17 protein-coding genes are annotated in these 21,087 nt (G+C 45.9%); 15 read left to right on the forward strand and 2 right to left on the reverse strand.

The window, feature by feature from the left end; translation table 11 throughout:
- The first annotated feature begins 10 nt into the window (after window positions 1-10).
- A complete protein-coding gene (acpS, locus tag R7P74_RS20115; protein WP_005380927.1) occupies window positions 11-391 on the forward strand; it encodes a holo-ACP synthase in 381 nt (126 codons plus the stop codon).
- A gap of 69 nt (window positions 392-460) precedes the next feature.
- Here acpS and barA read toward each other — a convergent pair whose 3' ends face one another.
- Window positions 461-3,259 carry a two-component sensor histidine kinase BarA gene (barA, locus tag R7P74_RS20120; protein WP_054575401.1) on the reverse strand — a complete coding sequence of 933 codons (2,799 nt, stop codon included), beginning with the start codon at window positions 3,257-3,259 and terminating at the stop codon, window positions 461-463.
- Between the two features lie 192 nt (window positions 3,260-3,451).
- On the opposite strand from barA, the gene rlmD reads away from it, so the two are divergent.
- The 13 genes from rlmD to rpoS all read left to right on the forward strand — a co-directional run bounded on the left by rlmD (window position 3,452) and on the right by rpoS (window position 17,860).
- The gene (rlmD, locus tag R7P74_RS20125; protein WP_318123126.1) at window positions 3,452-4,771 is read left to right on the forward strand and encodes a 23S rRNA (uracil(1939)-C(5))-methyltransferase RlmD; all 1,320 of its coding nucleotides are present in this window, start codon (window positions 3,452-3,454) and stop codon (window positions 4,769-4,771) included.
- 123 nt (window positions 4,772-4,894) lie between these two features.
- Window positions 4,895-7,114, forward strand: a complete 2,220-nt coding sequence (gene relA / locus R7P74_RS20130) for a GTP diphosphokinase (RefSeq protein ID WP_005380915.1) — start codon at window positions 4,895-4,897, stop codon at window positions 7,112-7,114.
- Between the two features lie 349 nt (window positions 7,115-7,463).
- A complete protein-coding gene (gene mazG, locus R7P74_RS20135; RefSeq protein WP_042521267.1) occupies window positions 7,464-8,267 on the forward strand; it encodes a nucleoside triphosphate pyrophosphohydrolase in 804 nt (267 codons plus the stop codon).
- Window positions 8,268-8,472: 205 nt separating this feature from the next.
- The gene (locus tag R7P74_RS20140) at window positions 8,473-10,113 is read left to right on the forward strand and encodes a CTP synthase (RefSeq protein ID WP_021034029.1); all 1,641 of its coding nucleotides are present in this window, start codon (window positions 8,473-8,475) and stop codon (window positions 10,111-10,113) included.
- 78 nt (window positions 10,114-10,191) lie between these two features.
- Window positions 10,192-11,493: a phosphopyruvate hydratase gene (gene eno / locus R7P74_RS20145; RefSeq protein ID WP_005383785.1), complete on the forward strand. Its 1,302-nt coding sequence runs from the start codon at window positions 10,192-10,194 to the stop codon at window positions 11,491-11,493.
- A 390-nt stretch (window positions 11,494-11,883) separates the two neighbouring features.
- Window positions 11,884-12,165 carry a cell division protein FtsB gene (gene ftsB, locus R7P74_RS20150; RefSeq protein ID WP_005380907.1) on the forward strand — a complete coding sequence of 94 codons (282 nt, stop codon included), beginning with the start codon at window positions 11,884-11,886 and terminating at the stop codon, window positions 12,163-12,165.
- 1 nt (window position 12,166) lies between these two features.
- On the forward strand, window positions 12,167-12,874 hold the full coding sequence (ispD, locus tag R7P74_RS20155; protein ID WP_017821625.1) for a 2-C-methyl-D-erythritol 4-phosphate cytidylyltransferase: 708 nt from the start codon (window positions 12,167-12,169) through the stop codon (window positions 12,872-12,874).
- A 14-nt stretch (window positions 12,875-12,888) separates the two neighbouring features.
- Window positions 12,889-13,365, forward strand: a complete 477-nt coding sequence (gene ispF / locus R7P74_RS20160; protein WP_005380896.1) for a 2-C-methyl-D-erythritol 2,4-cyclodiphosphate synthase — start codon at window positions 12,889-12,891, stop codon at window positions 13,363-13,365.
- A gap of 45 nt (window positions 13,366-13,410) precedes the next feature.
- Window positions 13,411-14,454 (forward strand): tRNA pseudouridine(13) synthase TruD, encoded by a 1,044-nt coding sequence (gene truD, locus R7P74_RS20165; protein ID WP_318123128.1) that lies wholly within the window; start codon window positions 13,411-13,413, stop codon window positions 14,452-14,454.
- Complete coding sequence (gene surE / locus R7P74_RS20170) at window positions 14,454-15,230, forward strand: 5'/3'-nucleotidase SurE (protein ID WP_005380894.1); 777 nt, start codon at window positions 14,454-14,456, stop codon at window positions 15,228-15,230. The genes truD and surE overlap by 1 nt, the downstream gene beginning before the upstream one ends.
- Window positions 15,230-15,856: a protein-L-isoaspartate(D-aspartate) O-methyltransferase gene (locus tag R7P74_RS20175; protein ID WP_225474073.1), complete on the forward strand. Its 627-nt coding sequence runs from the start codon at window positions 15,230-15,232 to the stop codon at window positions 15,854-15,856. The genes surE and R7P74_RS20175 overlap by 1 nt, the downstream gene beginning before the upstream one ends.
- 13 nt (window positions 15,857-15,869) lie before the next feature.
- On the forward strand, window positions 15,870-16,793 hold the full coding sequence (locus tag R7P74_RS20180) for a peptidoglycan DD-metalloendopeptidase family protein (protein ID WP_017633546.1): 924 nt from the start codon (window positions 15,870-15,872) through the stop codon (window positions 16,791-16,793).
- Window positions 16,794-16,873: 80 nt separating this feature from the next.
- On the forward strand, window positions 16,874-17,860 hold the full coding sequence (gene rpoS, locus R7P74_RS20185) for an RNA polymerase sigma factor RpoS (protein ID WP_005380887.1): 987 nt from the start codon (window positions 16,874-16,876) through the stop codon (window positions 17,858-17,860).
- A gap of 82 nt (window positions 17,861-17,942) precedes the next feature.
- Here rpoS and mutS read toward each other — a convergent pair whose 3' ends face one another.
- Entirely contained in the window at window positions 17,943-20,504 is a 2,562-nt protein-coding gene (mutS, locus tag R7P74_RS20190) for a DNA mismatch repair protein MutS (protein WP_017633545.1), read from the reverse strand.
- Window positions 20,505-20,588: 84 nt separating this feature from the next.
- On the opposite strand from mutS, the gene pncC reads away from it, so the two are divergent.
- Window positions 20,589-21,071, forward strand: a complete 483-nt coding sequence (gene pncC, locus R7P74_RS20195; RefSeq protein ID WP_005383794.1) for a nicotinamide-nucleotide amidase — start codon at window positions 20,589-20,591, stop codon at window positions 21,069-21,071.
- Window positions 21,072-21,087: the final 16 nt, after the last annotated feature.

Here is a 21,087-nt window from a genome sequence, read left to right on the forward strand (position 1 = left end):
GGCTATCTAGATGGCGATTATAGGGTTAGGGACCGACATTGCAGAAATTGAGCGTATTGAAAAAGCGTTAGCTCGTAGTGGTGAACCTTTTGCTCAGCGGATTCTTTCAGAAGAAGAAATGGCCAAATTCTCACAGCTTAAGCTGCAAGGTCGTTATCTTGCTAAGCGCTTTGCAGTTAAAGAAGCGGCCTCAAAAGCATTGGGAACAGGGATCGCAAAAGGGGTCACGTTTCACGACTTTTCCATCTCGAACGATGAGCTTGGAAAACCAGTGCTCGCATTGACGGGCACAGCCAAGCAAATAGCGGATGCGATGGGTGTTAACCACATTCACCTGTCCATTTCCGATGAGCGTCATTACGCTGTGGCGACGGTCATTTTTGAATCCTAGCTTGTAAGTCTTAAACAAAATACTAAAAAGCCAGAGCATTTGCTCTGGCTTTTGTTTCTCTTCAATAGATCACTGTTCAAGGTATAACTTTGCGGTTGTTGTTACTTTAATCATTTCATCTTGCAGCTCGAACATTTCAGGCTCAACCTCCTCAAGACTGATCCCTGAGCGCAGTGCTTGCTCAAGCGTCGCACAGAGTGACTTCAGTCTTGGAACGCCACAATATGAACTACTGCCGTGCAGCTTATGGATGACATGAATTAGGTCATCACGAGAGATATCTTCTTGCTCTAGAGCTTGGTCAACAACCGCTTCTACTTCAGGGATGAACTCAATCAACATGCGCAGCATATCTTTGGCGAGATCCTCTTTATTCGCGCTCTGTTTCAAGGCCGCTTGCCAATCAATAATCACATCCTGTTGAGGTGAAGAAACGGATTGTGGTGCGCTTCCTTCAGGTTCATCAACGTATGAAGGGGCGACTTTGCCAATGCTCTCTGTACAAGCATTGGGGTTCCAGTGAACCAAAACCTGTTGTAGCACATGCTCTTCAATAGGTTTGGTCAAGTAGTCATCCATTCCTGCCGAGAGCAAGCGGTCTCGTTCCCCTGCCATGGCATGCGCCGTTACCGCAATCACTGGCGTGTCTTTATTTAGCTCCAACTCTTTAATGTGCTTACAAGCGGTCACCCCATCCATTTGTGGCATTTGGATATCCATGAAGATTAAATCGTACTTTTTCTCTGTCGCCAGGTTCACCGCTTGCTGGCCATTGCTACAGGCGGTGACGGTTTCTACTCGTTCGCGGAGCAGTGCAGAGATCAGCTTCAAGTTTGCAGGGTTGTCATCCACTGCTAGTACAGTCAGAGGTAAACGGTCCCCTTCGCTTGGCGTAATTGGAGCGCTTAATACCGGTGGCGATTCTACATGTTCGCTAATCAGGCTTTGTAGCAATTTACGGCGAGACAATGGCTTGGTCAGGCACTGGACATGATGCTCAGTCATTATATGGTCCGCAAGCGCCAATTCGGTACTCGGTGTCCCTAGGAGAACACTTGGAGCCATGCGTTTTGCTTGTTCTATCCAAGGTGTAATAACTTCCGCATCGTGAGTCTGGTTGGCCGCTAAATTCAACAGTACATAATCATATTGTTCTTCGTTGTTTGGTAGCGAAGAGCGGTAGGTTACTAAAATACCCTCCTGACTTAGAATCTGTTGGGTTACGGATGCGGCTTGCATGTTTGGTTCAATCAGCAGTAACTGCTTCCCAGTCAGAAGTTCCACTTCAATCAGTTCGCTCATTGGCATCTCGGTTGAGTGCAAGCGCACCGTAAACCAGAAGGTTGAACCTTGGTGTAGACGGCTGGTTAAACTGATTTCGCCGCCCATCTGGCTCACCAGTTTCTGAGTGATAACCAGACCAAGGCCAGTACCACCGTAACGACGTGAAATACTGGCATCCGCTTGGCTAAAGGCTTGGAACAACTGCGCTTGCTGACGCTCAGAGATACCAATACCGGTATCACGCACCATGAATTGTAGTTCGACGGAGTCTCCTGATTGAGAGCGCATTTCTACGCTAACATCAATGTTGCCTCGCTCGGTAAACTTGATTGAGTTACCGACTAAGTTCGTCAAAATTTGCTGGATACGTAGTGGATCCCCAACTAAACCTGGTGGAATTTTAGGGTCCACTTTTAGGGTGATTTCTAACCCTTTCTCATGTGCACTTGTGGCTTGTAGGTTAATTACCTCTTCTAAACTTTCTCGGAAATCAAAAGGAATGTTTTCCAGCGCCAGCTTACCCGCTTCAAGTTTCGAGAAGTCGAGAATGTCATTGATGATATTCAGCAAGTTGTTCGCCGATTTCTCAATCGTCTGTAGGTAATCCGTTTGGCTGTTAGAAAGCTGCGTTTTAAGCATTTGACGAGTAAAGCCAATCACCCCATTGAGCGGAGTACGCAGCTCGTGCGACATGTTCGCCAAGAACTCTGACTTAACCCTGGCCGCTTCTTGCGCGCGTTTCTTCGCGATATCCAGCTCAACGTTCTGAATTTCTAGCTGCTCAAGCGTTTCACGTAAGTCGGACGTGGCTTGGTCTATACTGTGCTGCATCTCTACGTGATATTCTGATAACGATACCGCCATGGCGTTGATGCCATTTTTTAGCTGGTCTAACTCACCGTGCATTTTGCCTTCGATACGCACATCCAGATGACCACGGCGAATGCGGTCAACGACATTCTTCATGTGGGTGATAGGTTGGGTCACATCGTGCATTAGACGTGAAGCAAACACACTTGCTAAGCCAAGACCGAGAACCAGAACTAAAAACGCAGAGAAGACTTCTTGATACTGTTGCAGCCTCAAGGAGGATAGATCTAACTCGACGGCGATGTAACCAATCGCTTTTGTGCCTTGGCTTTCGTTCGACAACTCCGCTAAGTAGTGACCTTCTGACAAAATGGGGACACGCAATATCAGTGAGTTTTCGTAGATTTCCGAATTACCCAGTTGCGGGATCGGTTTATCTTTGGGAAACATCAAGGCTTCAAAATTAGGATGAAAGTTAGAGGTTACAAAGAGCTCATGATGTTCATCAAATACCGCGATACTACGAACCAGTTTGGAGTTTTTACGGTGCGCGTAGCTTATCAAGCGACGTACCGCCTCTCGGCTTTCTGATAGTAGATGAGTTTCACTGGCAATCGCCAGCGGCTCAATAATGCTGTTACCAGTGGTGATAACTTGTTTCTCAAGGTCTTGGTAGCGGTTAAATGAGAAAAAGCCGCTCAGTAATAAACCAATAATGAGAGTGGGAGCGAGAGTTAGTGTAATTACACGTGCTCGTAAGCCATATCTGGTCATGTTATCTAATTACATCGGAGTCTGGATATGGGAAAATAACGCATTATTTCTCAAGCGCACGATAAAGCCTTGAGCAAAGAAGTGACGTCACCGAATAAACGGTAAGCATAATCAAGTCACTCGAATCACACAACGGCTGCAATCAAGAATAGTGAAGCCGAAGAGCAATTACACATAAATCAGGCATAGAGCATGGCACGCATCTTTCAACCGAAAAAGAAAACCCAACTCAATACTCGGCACCAAGCAGTGCAAGTAGAGCGTTTAGATCACCACGGCGCAGGCATTGCTTACCTCAAAAAGAAGCCATTGTTTATTGATGGAGCACTGCCGGGTGAGGAGGTGGTCACTCAATTGGTGGAAGAAAAGAGCAAATACGCTCGCGGTAAGTTGATTAAAATCCTTAAGCCGAGTGAAGCTCGTGTGGAGCCATTTTGCCCACATTATCATGAGTGCGGTGGCTGTGATTTGCAGCATCTAGATTATGACCAACAATTGACGTACAAACAGCAAACGTTGCGTCAGCTAATGCGAAAATTTTCAGGCAGTGACATTGAACTAGATGCCCCGTTATTGGGATATTCGCAGGCCTACCGTCGCCGTGCGAGAGTGAGCTTGTTTGTTGATAAAAAAACACGTCAGCTACATTTTGGTTTCCGTAAAAAGCAGAGTAAGCAAATTGCGCAAGTGACCGATTGCCCAGTGCTGGCACCGGAACTGAATGTTTTGCTGCCAGAGATTTACTCAGCGCTAAAAGCGTTCAAAAAGCCTGAACAATTGGGTCATATAGAGCTGGTACTTGGTGATAATGGGCCGTGTATTACGCTGCGCCACTTGAGCGCTCTGACAACGAGTGAAGCTCAATCTCTAACGGAGTTGGCAAAACGTCATGGCGCATCGTTGTACTTAATGCCATCGACAGAACAATTAGACCTTATCGAAGGCGATATGCCTTTTTATCAAGAAGTTGGAGTGAAAATCCCTTTTGCACCAAATAACTTTATTCAAGTAAACCAAGGTGTAAACCAACAAATGGTCAAACAAGCGGTTGAGTGGTTAGACCCACAAAAGAGTGACCGAGTGTTAGATTTGTTCTGTGGCTTAGGCAACTTTAGTTTACCAGTTGCGAAATTAGCTAAGTACGTGGTTGGAGTAGAGGGTGTTGCAGAGATGGTAGAAAAAGCCACAAACAATGCATCTTTGAACCAAATCAATAACGCGCAATTTTATCACGCTAACCTTGAGCAAGATTTTGAAGGCCAAGCCTGGGCCGCAGAGCGGTTTGATAAAGTATTATTAGACCCAGCACGCGCGGGAGCGAGTGGGATCATCGATCAAGTTTCTGAGCTTGGCGCACAGCGTGTAGTTTATGTTTCTTGTAATCCTGCTACCCTTGCTAGGGATAGTCAAAGCTTGATAGAGCAAGGCTATAAATTAACGAAATTAGGTATGCTGGATATGTTCCCTCATACCAGTCATCTAGAATCGATGGCATTGTTTGAAAAGTCCTAACTTTAGGACTTTGACCCCTTATTTGTGGTGGGTGGTCATAAAGCCAGCGTGTACGCGCGGTAAAAAGAACTAACCTGGACGGTGTTAGTCAAACCACACGAATATAATAATTAGGATGATGAGATGGTTGCGGTAAGAAGCGCGCATTTAAACCAAGATGAACAGTTTGAACTCGAAAACTGGGTGGCTAGCCTAGGACAAGAGAAAAACACAGCCTCACGCTTAATCGAAGTATATCGAGATTGCCAGACGGTATTGGCTGATAACGAGCAAGCGGAGCTGTTGTTGTGGCGTGGACGAGAAATGATCGAAATTTTGATCACCTTGTCTATGGATCAAGCCACTTTAGTGGCTGCTCAACTGTTTCCTTTGGTTTCAAGTGGTGCTTTTAACAGAGAAATTCTGGAAGAGAAATACAGCAAAGAAATCATAAAATTAATCGACGGCGTTGAAGAAATGGCTGCTATTGGCCAACTCAACGTCAACATGGAAGGCAGTGCAGCGTCATCTCAGGTAGATAACGTACGCCGCATGCTGCTTGCCATGGTGGATGACTTCCGCTGCGTGGTTATCAAGCTTGCGGAGCGAATTTGTAACCTTATTGAAGTTAAAAAAGCGCCTGATGAAGTTCGACGTGCGGCGGCAAAAGAGTGTGCCAACATCTATGCGCCGCTAGCAAACCGATTAGGCATCGGTCAGCTGAAATGGGAAATTGAAGATTACGCTTTCCGCTACCAACAGCCGGAAACTTACAAACAAATTGCCAAGCAGCTTTCTGAGCGACGCATCGTTCGTGAACAGTACATCAAAGACTTTGTTGAAGACCTCACGCACGAAATGGAAGTGTCGGGCATCAATGCCGAAGTGAGTGGTCGACCTAAGCACATCTACAGCATTTGGCGAAAAATGCAGAAAAAGAGTTTGGCCTTTGATGAGCTGTTTGATGTGCGAGCAGTGCGTATCATCGCAGACAAACTGCAAGATTGTTACGCGGCTTTAGGCGTAGTTCACACCAAATACAAGCATCTACCGAGCGAGTTTGATGACTACGTTGCTAACCCTAAACCAAACGGTTATCAATCGATCCATACAGTAATTCTAGGGCCAGAAGGCAAAACCATCGAGATCCAGATTCGTACCAAGCAAATGCATGAAGAGTCGGAACTGGGTGTTGCAGCGCACTGGAAATATAAAGAAGGGGCAAGCAGCCGAAGCGGTTATGATGAGAAGATCACGTGGCTGCGTAAGCTACTGGATTGGCAAGAAGAAATGTCTGACTCTGGCGAAATGCTCGATGAGCTGCGTAGCCAAGTCTTTGATGACCGTGTTTATGCCTTTACACCACGTGGTGATGTTGTCGATTTGCCAATGGGGGCAACGCCGCTAGATTTTGCCTATCACATTCACTCCGAAGTGGGACACCGTTGTATCGGTGCCAAAGTCGGAGGTCGTATTGTGCCATTCACGCATAAATTACATATGGGTGACCAAGTCGAGATTATCACTCAGAAAGAACCTAACCCATCACGTGACTGGTTAAACCCATCATTAGGCTTCGTTCATTCTGGTCGTGCGCGTGCCAAAATTAACGCCTGGTTCCGAAAACAAAGCCGTGAGAAGAACCTTGAAGCAGGTCGTGAAATCCTTGAGCATGAGTTAGCCAAAATTGGCGCAACGTTAAAAGATGCAGAGCATTACGCCCTCAAGCGGTTTAACGTCAAAACACCAGATGAATTGTATGTTGGGGTAGGTAGCGGTGATTTGCGTATCAACCAAATAATTAACCATATCAACGCGTTAGTTAACAAGCCAACGGCAGAGGAAGAAGATCAGCAAGCACTGGAAAAACTGCAAGAAGCTGAGCATAAATCACCCGCGCAAAGCCGACCGAAAAAAGACGCAGTTGTAGTAGAAGGCGTCGATAACCTAATGACACATCTAGCACGTTGCTGTCAGCCAATTCCAGGTGACGATATCTCTGGTTACATAACGCAAGGTCGTGGGATTTCAGTACACCGTAGTGACTGTGAACAGCTAGAAGAACTGCGCCATCATGCGCCAGAGCGCATCATCGATACAGTCTGGGGCAGCGGCTTTGTGGGGTCATACATCCTCACCGTGCGTGTTGAAGCGATGGAGCGAGGTGGTCTACTCAAAGACATTACGACACTGTTCGCCAACGAAAAGATCAAAGTGACCAGTATGAAGAACCGAGTCGACTACAGACGTCAACTTGCCATCATGGACTTTGACCTAGAAGTCACCAATATTGAGGTGCTTTCGCGGGTTTCGAAGCGTGTGGAACAGATCAAGGATGTCATGACGGTGAAACGCCTCGGCTAAAACTCTCGTCATAGTTATCGTTGTAGCGTTGTTGACTGCACGCACTCGCTCCATCACATGGTGAACCATGTGATGGAGTCTCGTTTGTTTGTCGCCTAGCTACAACTTCAACTATTTACAGAGTTACACTTGCGTCATATTTGGCTTTTTATCTGCGTTAGCTGCACTTATTCCGACGTGCCGGCTCAAGGGCATCACATAGTAGGCTATGCTCAGGAGTCGCGAAAATTTGTTGCCTTGTCAAAGTAACAATTACTTAGTGAAAGCTGCTGAGAAAATATAATGTAGAAGGTGAGTGGTTTTGGCTGCTCACCTTTTTCTTTAATAGAAAGGTTTAAAGGAACAAAAAATGAGTCATCCAATTGAACAGTTAGAACAAATCATGGCGAAGCTGCGTGACCCAGAAAACGGTTGCCCTTGGGACTTAAAACAAACCTTTGACACCATCGTTCCGCATACTATAGAAGAAACCTACGAAGTGGTGGACGCGATTCAAAATCGAGATTGGCCCAATCTAAAAGAAGAGCTAGGGGATTTGTTGTTTCAGGTGATTTTTTACAGTCAGCTAGCGAAAGAGCAAGAGCTGTTTGACTTTTCGGATGTCGTTGAAACCGTGAACGAAAAACTGACTCGTCGCCACCCGCATGTTTTTTCAGATGTTGAGTTTGAATCTGACGAGGAAATTAACGCGAACTGGGAAGCGGAAAAAGCAAAAGAAAAAGCCCTAGTAGGCAAAGCGGAAGAAAGTATCCTAGACTCAATACCAAACTCTTTACCGGCACTTTCTCGTGCTACAAAAATTCAGAAAAAATGTGCAAAACTTGGGTTTGATTGGGATTCACTTGGCCCGGTTGTCGATAAAGTACGAGAAGAAATTGACGAAGTCATGGAAGAGGCACTGCAAGTTCAGCCCGATGAAGAGAAAGTTGAGTTGGAGCTCGGTGATTTGCTATTTGCGACTGTCAATTTGGCTCGCCACCTTGATAAAAACCCAGAAGTCGCGCTAGGAAAAGCAAACGTAAAGTTTGCGCGACGTTTTAAACAAGTTGAAGGTAAGGTCCAGCAGTCAGGCAAAGTACTTACAGATTGTTCTTTATCAGAACTTGACCATTTTTGGGATGAAGTAAAACAAGAAGAATCGAGGCAGAGGTAAACTGGCAGAATACATAATATAAGGTCAGCTTGTTTGGTTACACGAAAACGGACTTTGGTTTGTCTTTGCTCACTTTGATTTGAAGCAAAAAATAAAAAATTACGGTGTGATAGATTTCACGTTGTGGCGGTAAGGAGCTTCTGGTATATTTATCTCCCGTCCAGAAGCACTCCATTTCCCTCATTCAACCAATTTCAGGTTAAACATGACGACAAATTACATTTTTGTTACTGGCGGGGTTGTATCCTCTCTAGGTAAAGGTATTGCAGCAGCATCTCTTGCGGCTATTCTAGAAGCTCGTGGTCTTAAAGTGACTATGATGAAGCTTGACCCTTACATCAACGTTGACCCGGGCACAATGAGCCCTACTCAGCACGGTGAAGTGTTCGTTACAGAAGATGGCGCAGAGACTGACCTTGACCTTGGTCACTACGAGCGTTTCATCCGTACCAAGATGACCAAGCGTAACAACTTCACTGCAGGTCGTGTTTATGCCGACGTACTTCGTAAAGAACGTCGTGGTGACTACCTAGGCGCAACTATTCAAGTTATCCCTCATATCACTAACGCAATCAAAGATCGCGTTATTGCAGGTTCTGAAGGCCATGATGTGGCTATCGTTGAAGTTGGCGGTACTGTTGGTGATATCGAATCACTACCATTTATGGAAGCGATTCGTCAGCTAGCTGTTGAGCTAGGCCGTGAGCGCGCAATGTTCATGCACCTAACACTTGTTCCTTACCTAGCGGCAGCGGGCGAAGTGAAAACTAAGCCGACGCAACACTCTGTAAAAGAACTTCTATCTATCGGTATTCAGCCAGATATCCTAGTTTGCCGTAGCGATCGCGTTATTCCTGCGAATGAGCGTAAAAAAATCGCACTGTTCTGTAATGTTCCAGAAAAAGCAGTAATTTCAATGAAGGATGTAGACTCTATCTACAAGATCCCTCAGTTGATTAAATCTCAAGGTCTAGATGACCTTGTGTGTGCTCGCTTTGGCATCACAGCTCCTGAAGCTGACCTTTCTGAGTGGGAACAGGTTATTTACGAAGAAGCAAATCCTACTGGTGAAGTAACCATCGGTATGGTTGGTAAATACATTGAATTACCAGATGCATACAAATCTGTGAACGAAGCGCTTAAACACGCTGGCTTGAAAAACCGTCTAAGCGTCACAATTAAGTATGTAGACTCACAAGATATCGAAACAAAAGGCGTTGAACTTCTAGAAGGTTTGGACGCGATCCTAGTACCAGGTGGCTTCGGCGATCGTGGTATTGAAGGCAAGATCCGTGCGGCTCAATATGCACGTGAAAATAACGTGCCTTACCTAGGTATTTGTTTGGGTATGCAAGTTGCACTAATCGAATACGCGCGTAACGTTGCGGGTATGGAAGGTGCACATTCAACAGAATTTAACAAAGAGACTAAGTACCCTGTGGTAGGTTTGATCACAGAGTGGGTAGACGAATCAGGTAGCGTAGAAGAGCGTACTGAAAAGTCTGACCTAGGCGGTACGATGCGTCTTGGTTCACAGTTGTGTCACCTAGAGAAAGGGACTAAAGCTCGTGAACTGTACGGTAGCGCGACGATCCATGAACGTCACCGTCACCGTTACGAAGTGAATAACGTGCTTCGTCCGCAAATCGAAAAAGCAGGCCTAAAAGTATCAGGTCTATCTGCGGACAAGAAGTTAGTGGAAATGATTGAGAACCCAGCTCACCCATGGTTTGTAGCGGCTCAGTTCCACCCAGAATTCACCTCGACTCCTCGCGATGGACATCCATTGTTTGCAGGTTTTGTTAAGGCTGCGGGCCAAAACGCACGCGGCGAATTCGAGAAGTAAAAGGATACGGGCGGCGGCGAAGGTTGTGCTGCTGCCCTTTAAGATTGACATTTATATTTGAAACGAGAGGAAACATTAATGTCTAAGATCGTTAAAGTTCTAGGTCGTGAAATCATCGACTCACGTGGTAACCCAACTGTAGAAGCTGAAGTACACCTAGAAGGCGGTTTCGTAGGTATGGCGGCAGCTCCATCTGGCGCATCTACTGGTTCTCGCGAAGCTCTTGAGCTACGTGACGGTGACAAAGCACGTTTCCTAGGTAAAGGTGTTCTTAAAGCAGTTGAAGCTGTAAACGGCCCAATCGCTGAAGCTCTAGTTGGCAAAGACGCTAAAGACCAAGCTGCAATCGACGCAGTAATGATCGAACTAGACGGCACTGAAAACAAATCTAAATTCGGTGCTAACGCTATCCTAGCTGTTTCTCTAGCAAACGCTAAAGCTGCTGCTGCTGCGAAAGGCATGCCTCTATACGAGCACATCGCTGAGCTAAACGGCACTGCAGGTCAGTTCTCTATGCCTCTACCAATGATGAACATCATCAACGGTGGCGAGCACGCAGACAACAACGTTGACATCCAAGAGTTCATGATCCAACCAGTTGGCGCTAAGACTCTTAAAGAAGGTCTACGTATCGGTGCAGAAGTATTCCACAACCTAGCTAAAGTTCTTAAGTCTAAAGGCTACAGCACTGCAGTTGGTGATGAAGGTGGTTTCGCTCCTAACCTTAAATCTAACGCTGAAGCTCTAGAAGTTATCGCAGAAGCTGTTGCAGCTGCTGGTTACGAACTAGGTAAAGACGTTACTCTAGCTATGGACTGTGCTGCATCTGAGTTCTTCGACAAAGAAGCTGGCATCTACAACATGAAAGGCGAAGGTAAAACTTTCACTTCTGAAGAGTTCAACCACTACCTAGCTGAGCTAGCTAACCAATTCCCAATCGTTTCTATCGAAGACGGTCTAGACGAGTCTGACTGGGATGGCTTCAAGCACCAAACTGAACTACTAGGTGACAAGCTTCAACTAGTAGGTGACGATCTATTCGTTACTAACACTAAGATCCTTGCTGAAGGTATCGAGAAAGGCGTAGCTAACTCTATCCTTATCAAGTTCAACCAAATCGGTTCTCTAACTGAGACTCTAGCTGCAATCAAGATGGCTAAAGACGCAGGTTACACAGCAGTAATCTCTCACCGTTCTGGCGAAACTGAAGATGCAACTATCGCTGACCTAGCGGTAGGTACAGCAGCAGGTCAAATCAAAACTGGTTCTATGAGCCGTTCTGACCGTGTTGCTAAGTACAACCAGCTAATCCGTATCGAGGAAGCTCTAGGTGAGCGCGCTCCTTTCAACGGTCTTAAAGAAGTTAAAGGTCAAGCTTAATTCTTCACTGAATTAGCAGCTTAACTTAAAGCTTTCAAAACACCCTGCCTTGGCGGGGTGTTTTTTTATATAACGGAAGCGCACTCCTCCATGTTTCAAGTAAGCGGTCTCAAAGAAGTTAAAGATCAAGCTTAATTCTTATTGAGTAAAGTTTCGCTAAATAGCTTTTTGAAACCATCGCTACGGCGGTTTTTTGTATTTATAGGTTTGTATTTTTGGCTCTTACTTTGGTCATGGGTAAGGAGCGCTTCCTATGAGCTTGTTTCATTTTGCTGCTTATTTCTTGTAAGGAGCGTGTGAGTCTCCCTTTCTCCCCTAGAGGCAACCTCGCATTTATGCTATATATGTCACCTTATCTAATTCCTTCCGGTACAGAATGTTAGCAGCGATATGCGAATCTTTGTTATAGCCCTTACGCTACTGTTTGGCTTGCTTCAATACACTCTATGGTTTGGTAAAAACGGAGTGTCTGACTACTACACAGTAAAAGATGAAATTGAAGTTCAGCAACAAGTGAACAGCAAGCTACAAGCTCGCAACAATGAAATGTTCGCTGAGATTGATGACTTAAGGCAAGGTCTTGATGCGATTGAAGAACGTGCGCGTCATGAGCTCGGTTTAGTTAAAGATGGCGAGACTTTTTACCGCATTATAGGTGAGGAAAACCATTAAAATGTTGGATATGAACTCATCGCATATCGCAATTGTGCCAGCTGCGGGTGTGGGTAGCAGAATGAAGGCAGATCGCCCTAAGCAATATTTATTGATCGAAGGTAAAGCGGTACTGGAACATACCGTAGAGAAACTGCTTTCCCACCCAAATATTTCTAAGGTTGTCGTTGCCATTACTGACGGCGACCCATATTACCCAGAATTGTCCATTGCTAAGCACCCAGATGTGATTCGTGTAGCTGGTGGTAAAGAAAGAGCAGACTCTGTGTTATCAGGGCTAAACTATGTCAATGAGCATCTGGAAAGCGAGTGGGTATTAGTCCACGACGCTGCGAGGCCATGTGTATTAACATCCGACATTGACCGTTTGATTGATGTTTGCTGCGCCCACTCAACGGGTGGCATTCTCGCATCTCCTGTGAGAGATACAATGAAGCGAGCAAACGCAGTACAAGATATCGATCATACGGTAGATAGAGAAGCATTGTGGCATGCACTTACTCCACAAATGTTTAAAACTCAGCAGCTTACTCAAGCACTGGCTGACGCATTAGAACAGGGTGTAACCATTACCGATGAAGCCTCGGCTTTGGAATGGTTAGGCGAGAAGCCAGCCTTAGTTCAAGGGAATGCGAACAATATAAAAATCACTCAGCCAGAAGATCTTGCGTTAGCCGAGTTTTATCTAAGCCGTGAGCGCGGCGAATAAAGAAAGGATAGAAAATGATTCGAATTGGTCATGGTTTCGATGTACATAAATTCGGTGGTGAAGGCCCAGTCATTATTGGTGGTGTAGCAATCCCTTATGAGCAAGGTTTGATTGCTCACTCAGATGGCGATGTAGCGTTGCATGCGTTAACGGATGCTCTGCTGGGCGCGATTGCTGCCGGCGATATTGGTCGTCATTTCCCAGATACGGATGATAAATGGAAAGGCGCAAACAGTCGTGAATTACTGAAAGACGTTTACCGTCGAGTTAAAGAGCAAGGCTACCGTCTTGGCAATGCTGATGTAACCATCATGGCACAAGCGCCTAAAATGGCACCACACATTGACGCAATGTGTGCGGCGATAGCCGAAGACCTAGAAACCGACATTAGTAACATTAACGTAAAAGCGACGACGACAGAACGTCTCGGTTTTACTGGACGCAAAGAAGGCATTGCAACGGAAGCCGTTGTACTTCTGTTTAAGCAATAACTAGCAATTTGCTCCTCTAAGCTGTGATATCAGCGGAAACACATCATGTCAGACATTTTATCTTCATTGGCTTACCTAACGGGTAAGCCAGTTGCATCGGCAAAAATTAAAGCGCAGCCAGAGCATTTTCAGGTTCGCGAAGATTTAGGTTTTGCCTTTACGGGCGAAGGCGAGCACTTAATGGTTCGTATCCGTAAAACGGGCGAGAACACCAGCTTCGTTGCTAACGAGTTAGCAAAAGCCTGTGGTGTTAAGTCGAAAGACGTTAGCTGGGCGGGTCTTAAAGACCGTCATGCGGTGACGGAACAGTGGTTAAGTGTCCATTTACCAAAAGGTGAAACGCCAGATTTTTCAGCGTTTTTGGCTCAATACCCAAGTATCGAAATCCTTGCAACAGATCGTCACAATAAAAAACTGCGTCCTGGTGACCTAGTAGGGAACGAGTTCGTGGTTACTTTGTCTGAAGTGACAGATATAGCGGATGTAGAGCAACGTCTTGAAAAAGTGAAACAAGTTGGCGTGCCAAACTACTTTGGTAGTCAGCGTTTTGGTAACGATGGCAACAACCTTGAAGAAGCACGTCGATGGGGACGCGAAAACGTCCGTACCCGCAATCAAAACAAGCGAAGCATGTATTTATCAGCGGCTCGTTCGTGGATTTTCAACCGCATCGTTTCAGCTCGTCTAGAGAATGGTGTGTTTGATAAGTTCATTGATGGTGACATTGCACAGACGAATTCTGGCACTCAGTTGATTGATGCAAACAACATCACTGATTTACAAGTACAATTTGCACAAGGTGAAGCGGCAATTACCGCTGCGCTTGCTGGCGATAATGCACTGCCTACTCAAGCCGAGGCTATGGCATTAGAGCAACCATTTTTAGACGAAGAGCCTTACCTCATGGCGCTGATTCGTGGTAATCGCATGCGCCACGATCGTCGCGATATTGCGCTGAAGCCAAAAGATTTAGCTTGGACGGTTGAAGGTAACAACATTACGCTGACTTTCTCACTGGATGCGGGATCTTTTGCGACCTCTATTGTTCGTGAGTTAGTTAATGAGGTTGAAGTAGAAAGAGAATACTAATGGAACAGGATTCACGAAACCCGAAGCCCTTAAGAGTCTTAATCAGCAATGATGATGGTGTTCATGCACAAGGGATTCATGCCCTCGCTGATGAGTTGAGAGATATCGCCGAAGTGACCATTGTCGCACCTGATCGAAATCGTTCAGGTGCTTCGAATTCACTCACATTAGAACAACCATTACGCGTGACTGAAATTGCCCCAAATATCTACTCAGTGCAAGGCACGCCCACGGATTGTGTGCATTTCGCGCTGAATGAGCTAATGAAAGATGATTTGCCTGATCTTGTTCTGTCAGGAATCAACCATGGCGCTAATTTGGGTGATGATGTTCTTTATTCTGGAACAGTAGCAGCCGCCATGGAAGGTCATTTCCTTGGCGTTCAGTCGGTGGCTTTTTCACTAGTGGGTAAGCGACATTTCGAATCCGCCGCTAAAATTGCACGTCAAATTGTACAACAGCATTTAGCGTCGCCGATTCCAACGAATCGTCTACTGAACGTAAACGTGCCTGACTTACCATCAGAGAATTTAGGTGAAATTGAAGTTACGCGTTTAGGTGCACGTCATCACGCAGAGAATATGATCAAGCAGAAAGATCCGAGAGGCCATGACATTTATTGGTTAGGGCCACCAGGAAAGGAGCAAGATGCAGGAGAGGGCACGGACTTTTATGCAATTGAGCATGGCCGAGTTTCAATGACGCCTCTGCAAGTTGATCTCACCGCTCACGAGTCGCTGCGTGCTATGGATAGTTGGTTAAAGGAAGAGAAGTAATGAGTAACCCACATGCTGACAGGTTGATAGCGTTTCTTATCTCCAGTGGCATCAAAGACCAAAGAGTTCTGGATGCTATCCAACGCTTGCCACGAGAAAGCTTTGTTTCTCAAGCGATGATGCACCAAGCCTATGATAACAATGCGTTACCAATTGGTCAGGGACAAACTATTTCTCAGCCTTATATCGTTGCTCGTATGACCGAGTTGCTTGAGCTAGAGCCGGCGAGTCGTGTTCTGGAAATCGGAACGGGATCGGGTTATCAAACCGCGGTACTGGCGCAAATTGTTGATCATGTATACTCCGTTGAGCGAATTAAATCGTTGCAATGGGAAGCAAAGCGTCGCCTGAAGCAATTGGATATCTACAATGTTTCAACTAAGCATGCTGATGGGTGGCAGGGCTGGGAAGCGCGAGGTCCTTTCGATGCTATCATTGTTACCGCTGCCGCTAAAGTGATTCCCCAAGCTCTTCTCTCACAATTAAGAGATGGCGGCAAAATGGTCATTCCTGTTGGAGATACGGAGCAACAGTTATTAAAAATAGAGCGTAAGGGAGACGAATATCTCTCTACCGTTGTAGAAATGGTTCGGTTCGTACCTCTGGTTGCGGGTGATTTAGCTTAAGGGTTAGGGATAGGTGAATAAGTTACTACGTCATATTGGTATTAGCTTTGTGTTTGCTGCAGGACTAGTTGGTTGTGCAGCGCATTCCCCTGCACCTGTCTCTAGCCTAAAAAAAGACTATTCAAGCCTTGAAAGAGGGAGTTACAGAGGGAGTTATTATGAGGTAAAAAAAGGCGATACGCTTTACTTCATAGCTTATGTCACAGATAAAGATGTAAATGATCTTGTTCGTTACAATGAGTTAACTCAGCCTTACACTATCTACCCAGGACAGAGGCTAAAACTTTGGGCTCCGAAATATGTCGCCCCTAAATATGGTCAAAAAGTTGAACCCGTTGTGGCTCCTGTTGTTACGACCCCCCCAGCTCCAGTGACGAAAACATCAACAGCCTCTAAACCTAAACCTTCGAGTAAAAACTCTAGTCAAAAACCTACAGAGACTAAGCCTAAAGTCGTACAAAAACAGCCTCCAAAGAAGGTTGAACAATCGAAAACAAAGGAGTATGTTGGTTCAAAAGATAACCAAAAAGTGAAGCAAAAAGCGCCAACTACCACAGCAAAGAGTGATAAAGTCTCAAAGTGGTTGTGGCCAACAAAAGGGAGAGTAATCAAGAACTTTTCGGCGGGAGAACAGGGAAATAAAGGTATCGACATCGCAGGACAGCGTGGTCAACCTATCGTTTCAACCGCAGCCGGCACAGTCGTTTATTCAGGCAATGCGCTACGAGGTTATGGCAACTTAATTATAGTAAAGCATAACGACAATTATTTAAGCGCATACGCACACAATGACAAACTGCTGGTCACAGAAGGACAAAGCGTAAAAAGCGGACAAAAAATCGCCACCATGGGTAGTTCAGGTGCAAAGTCGGTCAAACTACACTTTGAAATTCGCTATCAAGGTAAATCAGTGAATCCAAAGCGCTATTTGCCTTAAAACTTTGAAAAACAACTTGCGACATCATTTAGCGACATATTGAGTTGTCATGTCTTGCTAACTCGCCAGGGGGAGGCGTTATGAGTATCAGCAACACAGTAACCAAAGTTGAAGAGTTTGCATTTGACAATGCGTCAGTGAAGACCATTGATAACGAACTCGAAAGATCATCATCCACAGAAAGCAAAGCGACTGCGCGTGAAGAATTTGACGCGAGCAGTAAAAGCTTAGATGCAACTCAGTTGTATTTGGGCGAAATTGGCTTCTCACCTTTACTTACTGCCGAAGAAGAAGTGCTTTACGCAAGACGCGCCCTACGTGGCGACGAAGCGGCACGCAAACGTATGATCGAAAGTAACCTACGTTTGGTTGTTAAGATTTCTCGTCGATACAGTAACCGTGGTCTAGCACTACTCGATCTGATTGAAGAAGGTAACCTCGGCTTGATCCGAGCGGTCGAAAAATTCGACCCAGAACGTGGTTTCCGTTTCTCTACTTACGCAACATGGTGGATCCGACAAACGATAGAGCGAGCGTTGATGAACCAAACTCGCACGATCCGTCTACCTATCCACGTAGTGAAAGAGCTGAACATTTATCTGCGTACTGCGCGTGAACTTTCTCAAAAGCTCGATCACGAACCGACCGCAGAAGAAATTGCTGCTCAATTAGATATTCCAGTCGAAGACGTAAGCAAAATGTTACGCCTTAATGAGCGTATTAGCTCTGTCGACACGCCAATCGGTGGTGACGGTGAGAAAGCGCTGCTGGATATTATTCCTGATGCAAACAACTCTGATCCAGAAGTTTCGACTCAAGATGACGACATCAAATCATCGTTGATTCATTGGTTAGAAGAGTTGAATCCGAAACAGAAAGAAGTGCTTGCACGTCGCTTCGGCCTACTAGGCTACGAGCCTTCGACGCTGGAAGAAGTTGGTCGAGAGATTGGTCTGACACGTGAGCGAGTACGTCAAATACAAGTGGAAGGTTTACGTCGTCTTCGTGAAGTCCTAATCAAACAAGGTTTGAATATGGAAAACTTGTTTAACGTAGAAGACGATTAAGTAATCCGTATTTCACTAGATACACAAAAGGCTATGGTTCCCCATAGCCTTTTTTCTTTTTTGCTCGTCGGTGTGAGTCTGTTTACAGCATCTTCTTCAAGCGATACAGCTCTTCAAGAGCTTGGCGTGGCGTTAAGTCGTCAGGATCAATACCTGACAGAGCTTGTTCGACCTCGCTAGGCTCTGGAATCAGGCTCAACTGGTTGGCCACATCTACTGCACTTGGACGCGGTGTGTCACTGTTTTGCCCCAGTTGCTCTAGCTGAGATAGCTTGTTACGCGCATTTTTGATGACCGTTTTTGGTACGCCAGCTAAGCCCGCAACAGCCAAGCCGTAAGACTTACTTGCCGCACCTTCTTGAACTGCGTGCATAAAGGCAATGCTGTCTCCATGTTCTACGGCATCCAAGTGAACGTTCGCTAAGCTTGGCAGTTGGTTCGGTAACTCTGTTAATTCGAAGTAGTGAGTTGCAAATAGGGTCATCGCACCAATTTGTGTTGCGAGCCATTCCGCACTTGCCCAAGCTAAAGACAGACCGTCGTAAGTACTAGTACCACGTCCGATTTCATCCATTAGCACCAAACTATTCTTAGTTGCGTTGTGAAGAATATTGGCTGTTTCGGTCATTTCTACCATGAAGGTCGAGCGGCCAGATGCAAGATCATCTGACGCACCAATACGAGTAAATATACGATCTAAAGAACCAATCTGTGCGGATTCTGCCGGTACATAAGAGCCGATATGTGCCATCAATGCAATCAGCGCAGTTTGACGCATGTAGGTTGATTTACCACCCATGTTTGGACCGGTGATGATCAACATCTTACGGGCTGGGTTAAGCTCAATTGGGTTCGCGATGAACGGCTCTGTTGTTACTTGTTCTACGACTGGATGACGACCAGCTTGAATGTGAATTCCTGCGTCTTTCACAAGCGTTGGGCGGCAGTAATCTAACGAATCTGCACGCTCTGCTAGGTTTTGTAATACATCCAGTTGAGACAGAGCAGAAGCTAGGTTTTGCAGCTTCTCAAGGTTTGGCATCAATAGATCAAACAGTTCTTCCCACAACTGTTTCTCAAGTGCTAACGCTTTAGATTTCGAGTTAAGTACTTTGTCTTCGTGTTCCTTAAGCTCTGGAATGATGTAGCGTTCAGCGTTTTTGAGTGTTTGGCGACGTACATAATGCGGTGGAACCAAATGGCTCTGGCCACGGCTTACTTGGATAAAGAAGCCATGAACGTTGTTATAGCCTACTTTAAGCGTATCGATACCGTGTCGTTCACGCTCATCTCGCTCAAGCTGCTCAAGGTATTCTGTTGCACCATCTGCCAATTTTCGCCATTCATCGAGCTCCGCATTGTAGCCTTCAGCGATGACGCCACCATCACGAATAACAACCGGCGGATTTTCTTTAATCGCGCGCTCTAACAGGTCACATACTTCGTCAATCGGAGCTGCATACTTCGCCAATTTCGTTAGGTACGGATGGGTCAAAGAAGCGGTGACAGATTCTAGCTCTGGTAGCTGTTGCATGGCATTGCGAAGTCTAGCCATATCGCGAGGGCGAGCAGAGCGTAATGCAAGGCGCGCTAAGATACGTTCAATATCACCAATTTGCTTTAACGTTGGTTGAAGATCGGCAAACAGAGCTTGTTCTTTAATCTCACCAATCGCATCAAGACGATTGTTTAACGTTTCAATGCAACGCATAGGCTGATGCAACCAACGCTTCAGCATTCGGCTGCCCATCGGAGTAGCACAATGGTCGAGTACTGCAGCGAGCGTGTTATCGGTTCCGCCTGCTAGATTTTGAGTAATTTCCAGATTACGTCGGGTAGCAGCATCAAGGATGACGGATTGATCCTGATGATCAAACGTTAAAGAGCGAATATGAGGTAAAGCCGTACGTTGAGTATCTTTTACGTACTGGATCAAACAACCAGCAGCACATAACCCTAAGGACGCATGTTCTACACCAAAACCAACCAGATCTTTTGTGCCAAATTGTTGATTGAGTTGTTGCTTAGCCGTATCAAGCTCAAATTCCCAGACTGGGCGACGACGGTTACCATTGCGGCTCGCCATTAAATGTACAGGTTCAAAATCTTCTGGGAACAGTAGCTCACGTGGTGCAGTGCGTTGAAGCTCGGCTGTCATCGCTTCTTCAGTTTCTGGTTCTGTCAGTTGGAAGCGACCAGAGGTGACATCCAGCGTCGCATAACCGAACTTACCGTTGTGATGGTAAATTGCTGCGATTAAGTTATCGACACGCTCAGAAAGCAGCGCTTCATCCGTCACAGTACCTGGTGTCACGATACGCACAACTTTACGTTCTACCGGGCCCTTGCTGGTGGCCGGATCGCCAATCTGTTCACAGATCGCCACAGACTCACCAAGCTGAACAAGTTTTGCCAGGTAGCCCTCTACGGCGTGAAATGGCACACCCGCCATTGGGATAGGTTCACCTGCAGACGCACCACGTTTGGTCAATGAAATATCAAGAAGCTGAGAAGCTCGCTTGGCATCATCGTAAAAGAGTTCGTAGAAATCGCCCATGCGGTAGAACAGCAAAATCTCTGGGTTCTCAGCCTTTAGCTTGAGGTATTGCTGCATCATCGGAGTGTGTTTTTGTTCAGCTTTCACAGGTAAGTTCTTTTGTTTATTTCCGTAGCGGCTTAGGATACGTGAATCCCTATCAAGTAAAAAGAGACAAAGGGCATTTTGGCTATGGAAAAAACAACAAAATTGAGTGCCGATTTAGGCGCATTATTGGCTAAACACGGGCATGTTTTAACAACCGCAGAATCATGCACAGGTGGTGGTGTTGCAACCGCCATTACTGACATTGCTGGTAGTTCAGCGTGGCTTGACCGTGCGTTCGTCACCTACAGTAATGAAGCGAAAATGGAGATGCTTGGTGTGCAAGCTTCAACGTTAGAAGCGCATGGTGCAGTGAGTGAGCCAGTTGTGATTGAAATGGTACAGGGTGCAATTAAAAACTCAAATGCCACCATCGGTGTGTCCATCAGTGGTATTGCAGGGCCGGGTGGTGGCAGTGAAGAGAAACCAGTCGGCATGGTCTGCTTTGCTTTTGCTGATAACCAAAGTTGGCAGCAAGTCGAAACCATGCATTTCTCTGGTGACCGTGCAGAAGTTCGCAAAAAAGCGGTCGAGCACGCGCTGACTCAATTGTATCAACATCTACTCTAGAATTTCTTAACTTGTT

The organism is Vibrio sp. 2033, assembly GCF_033339735.1.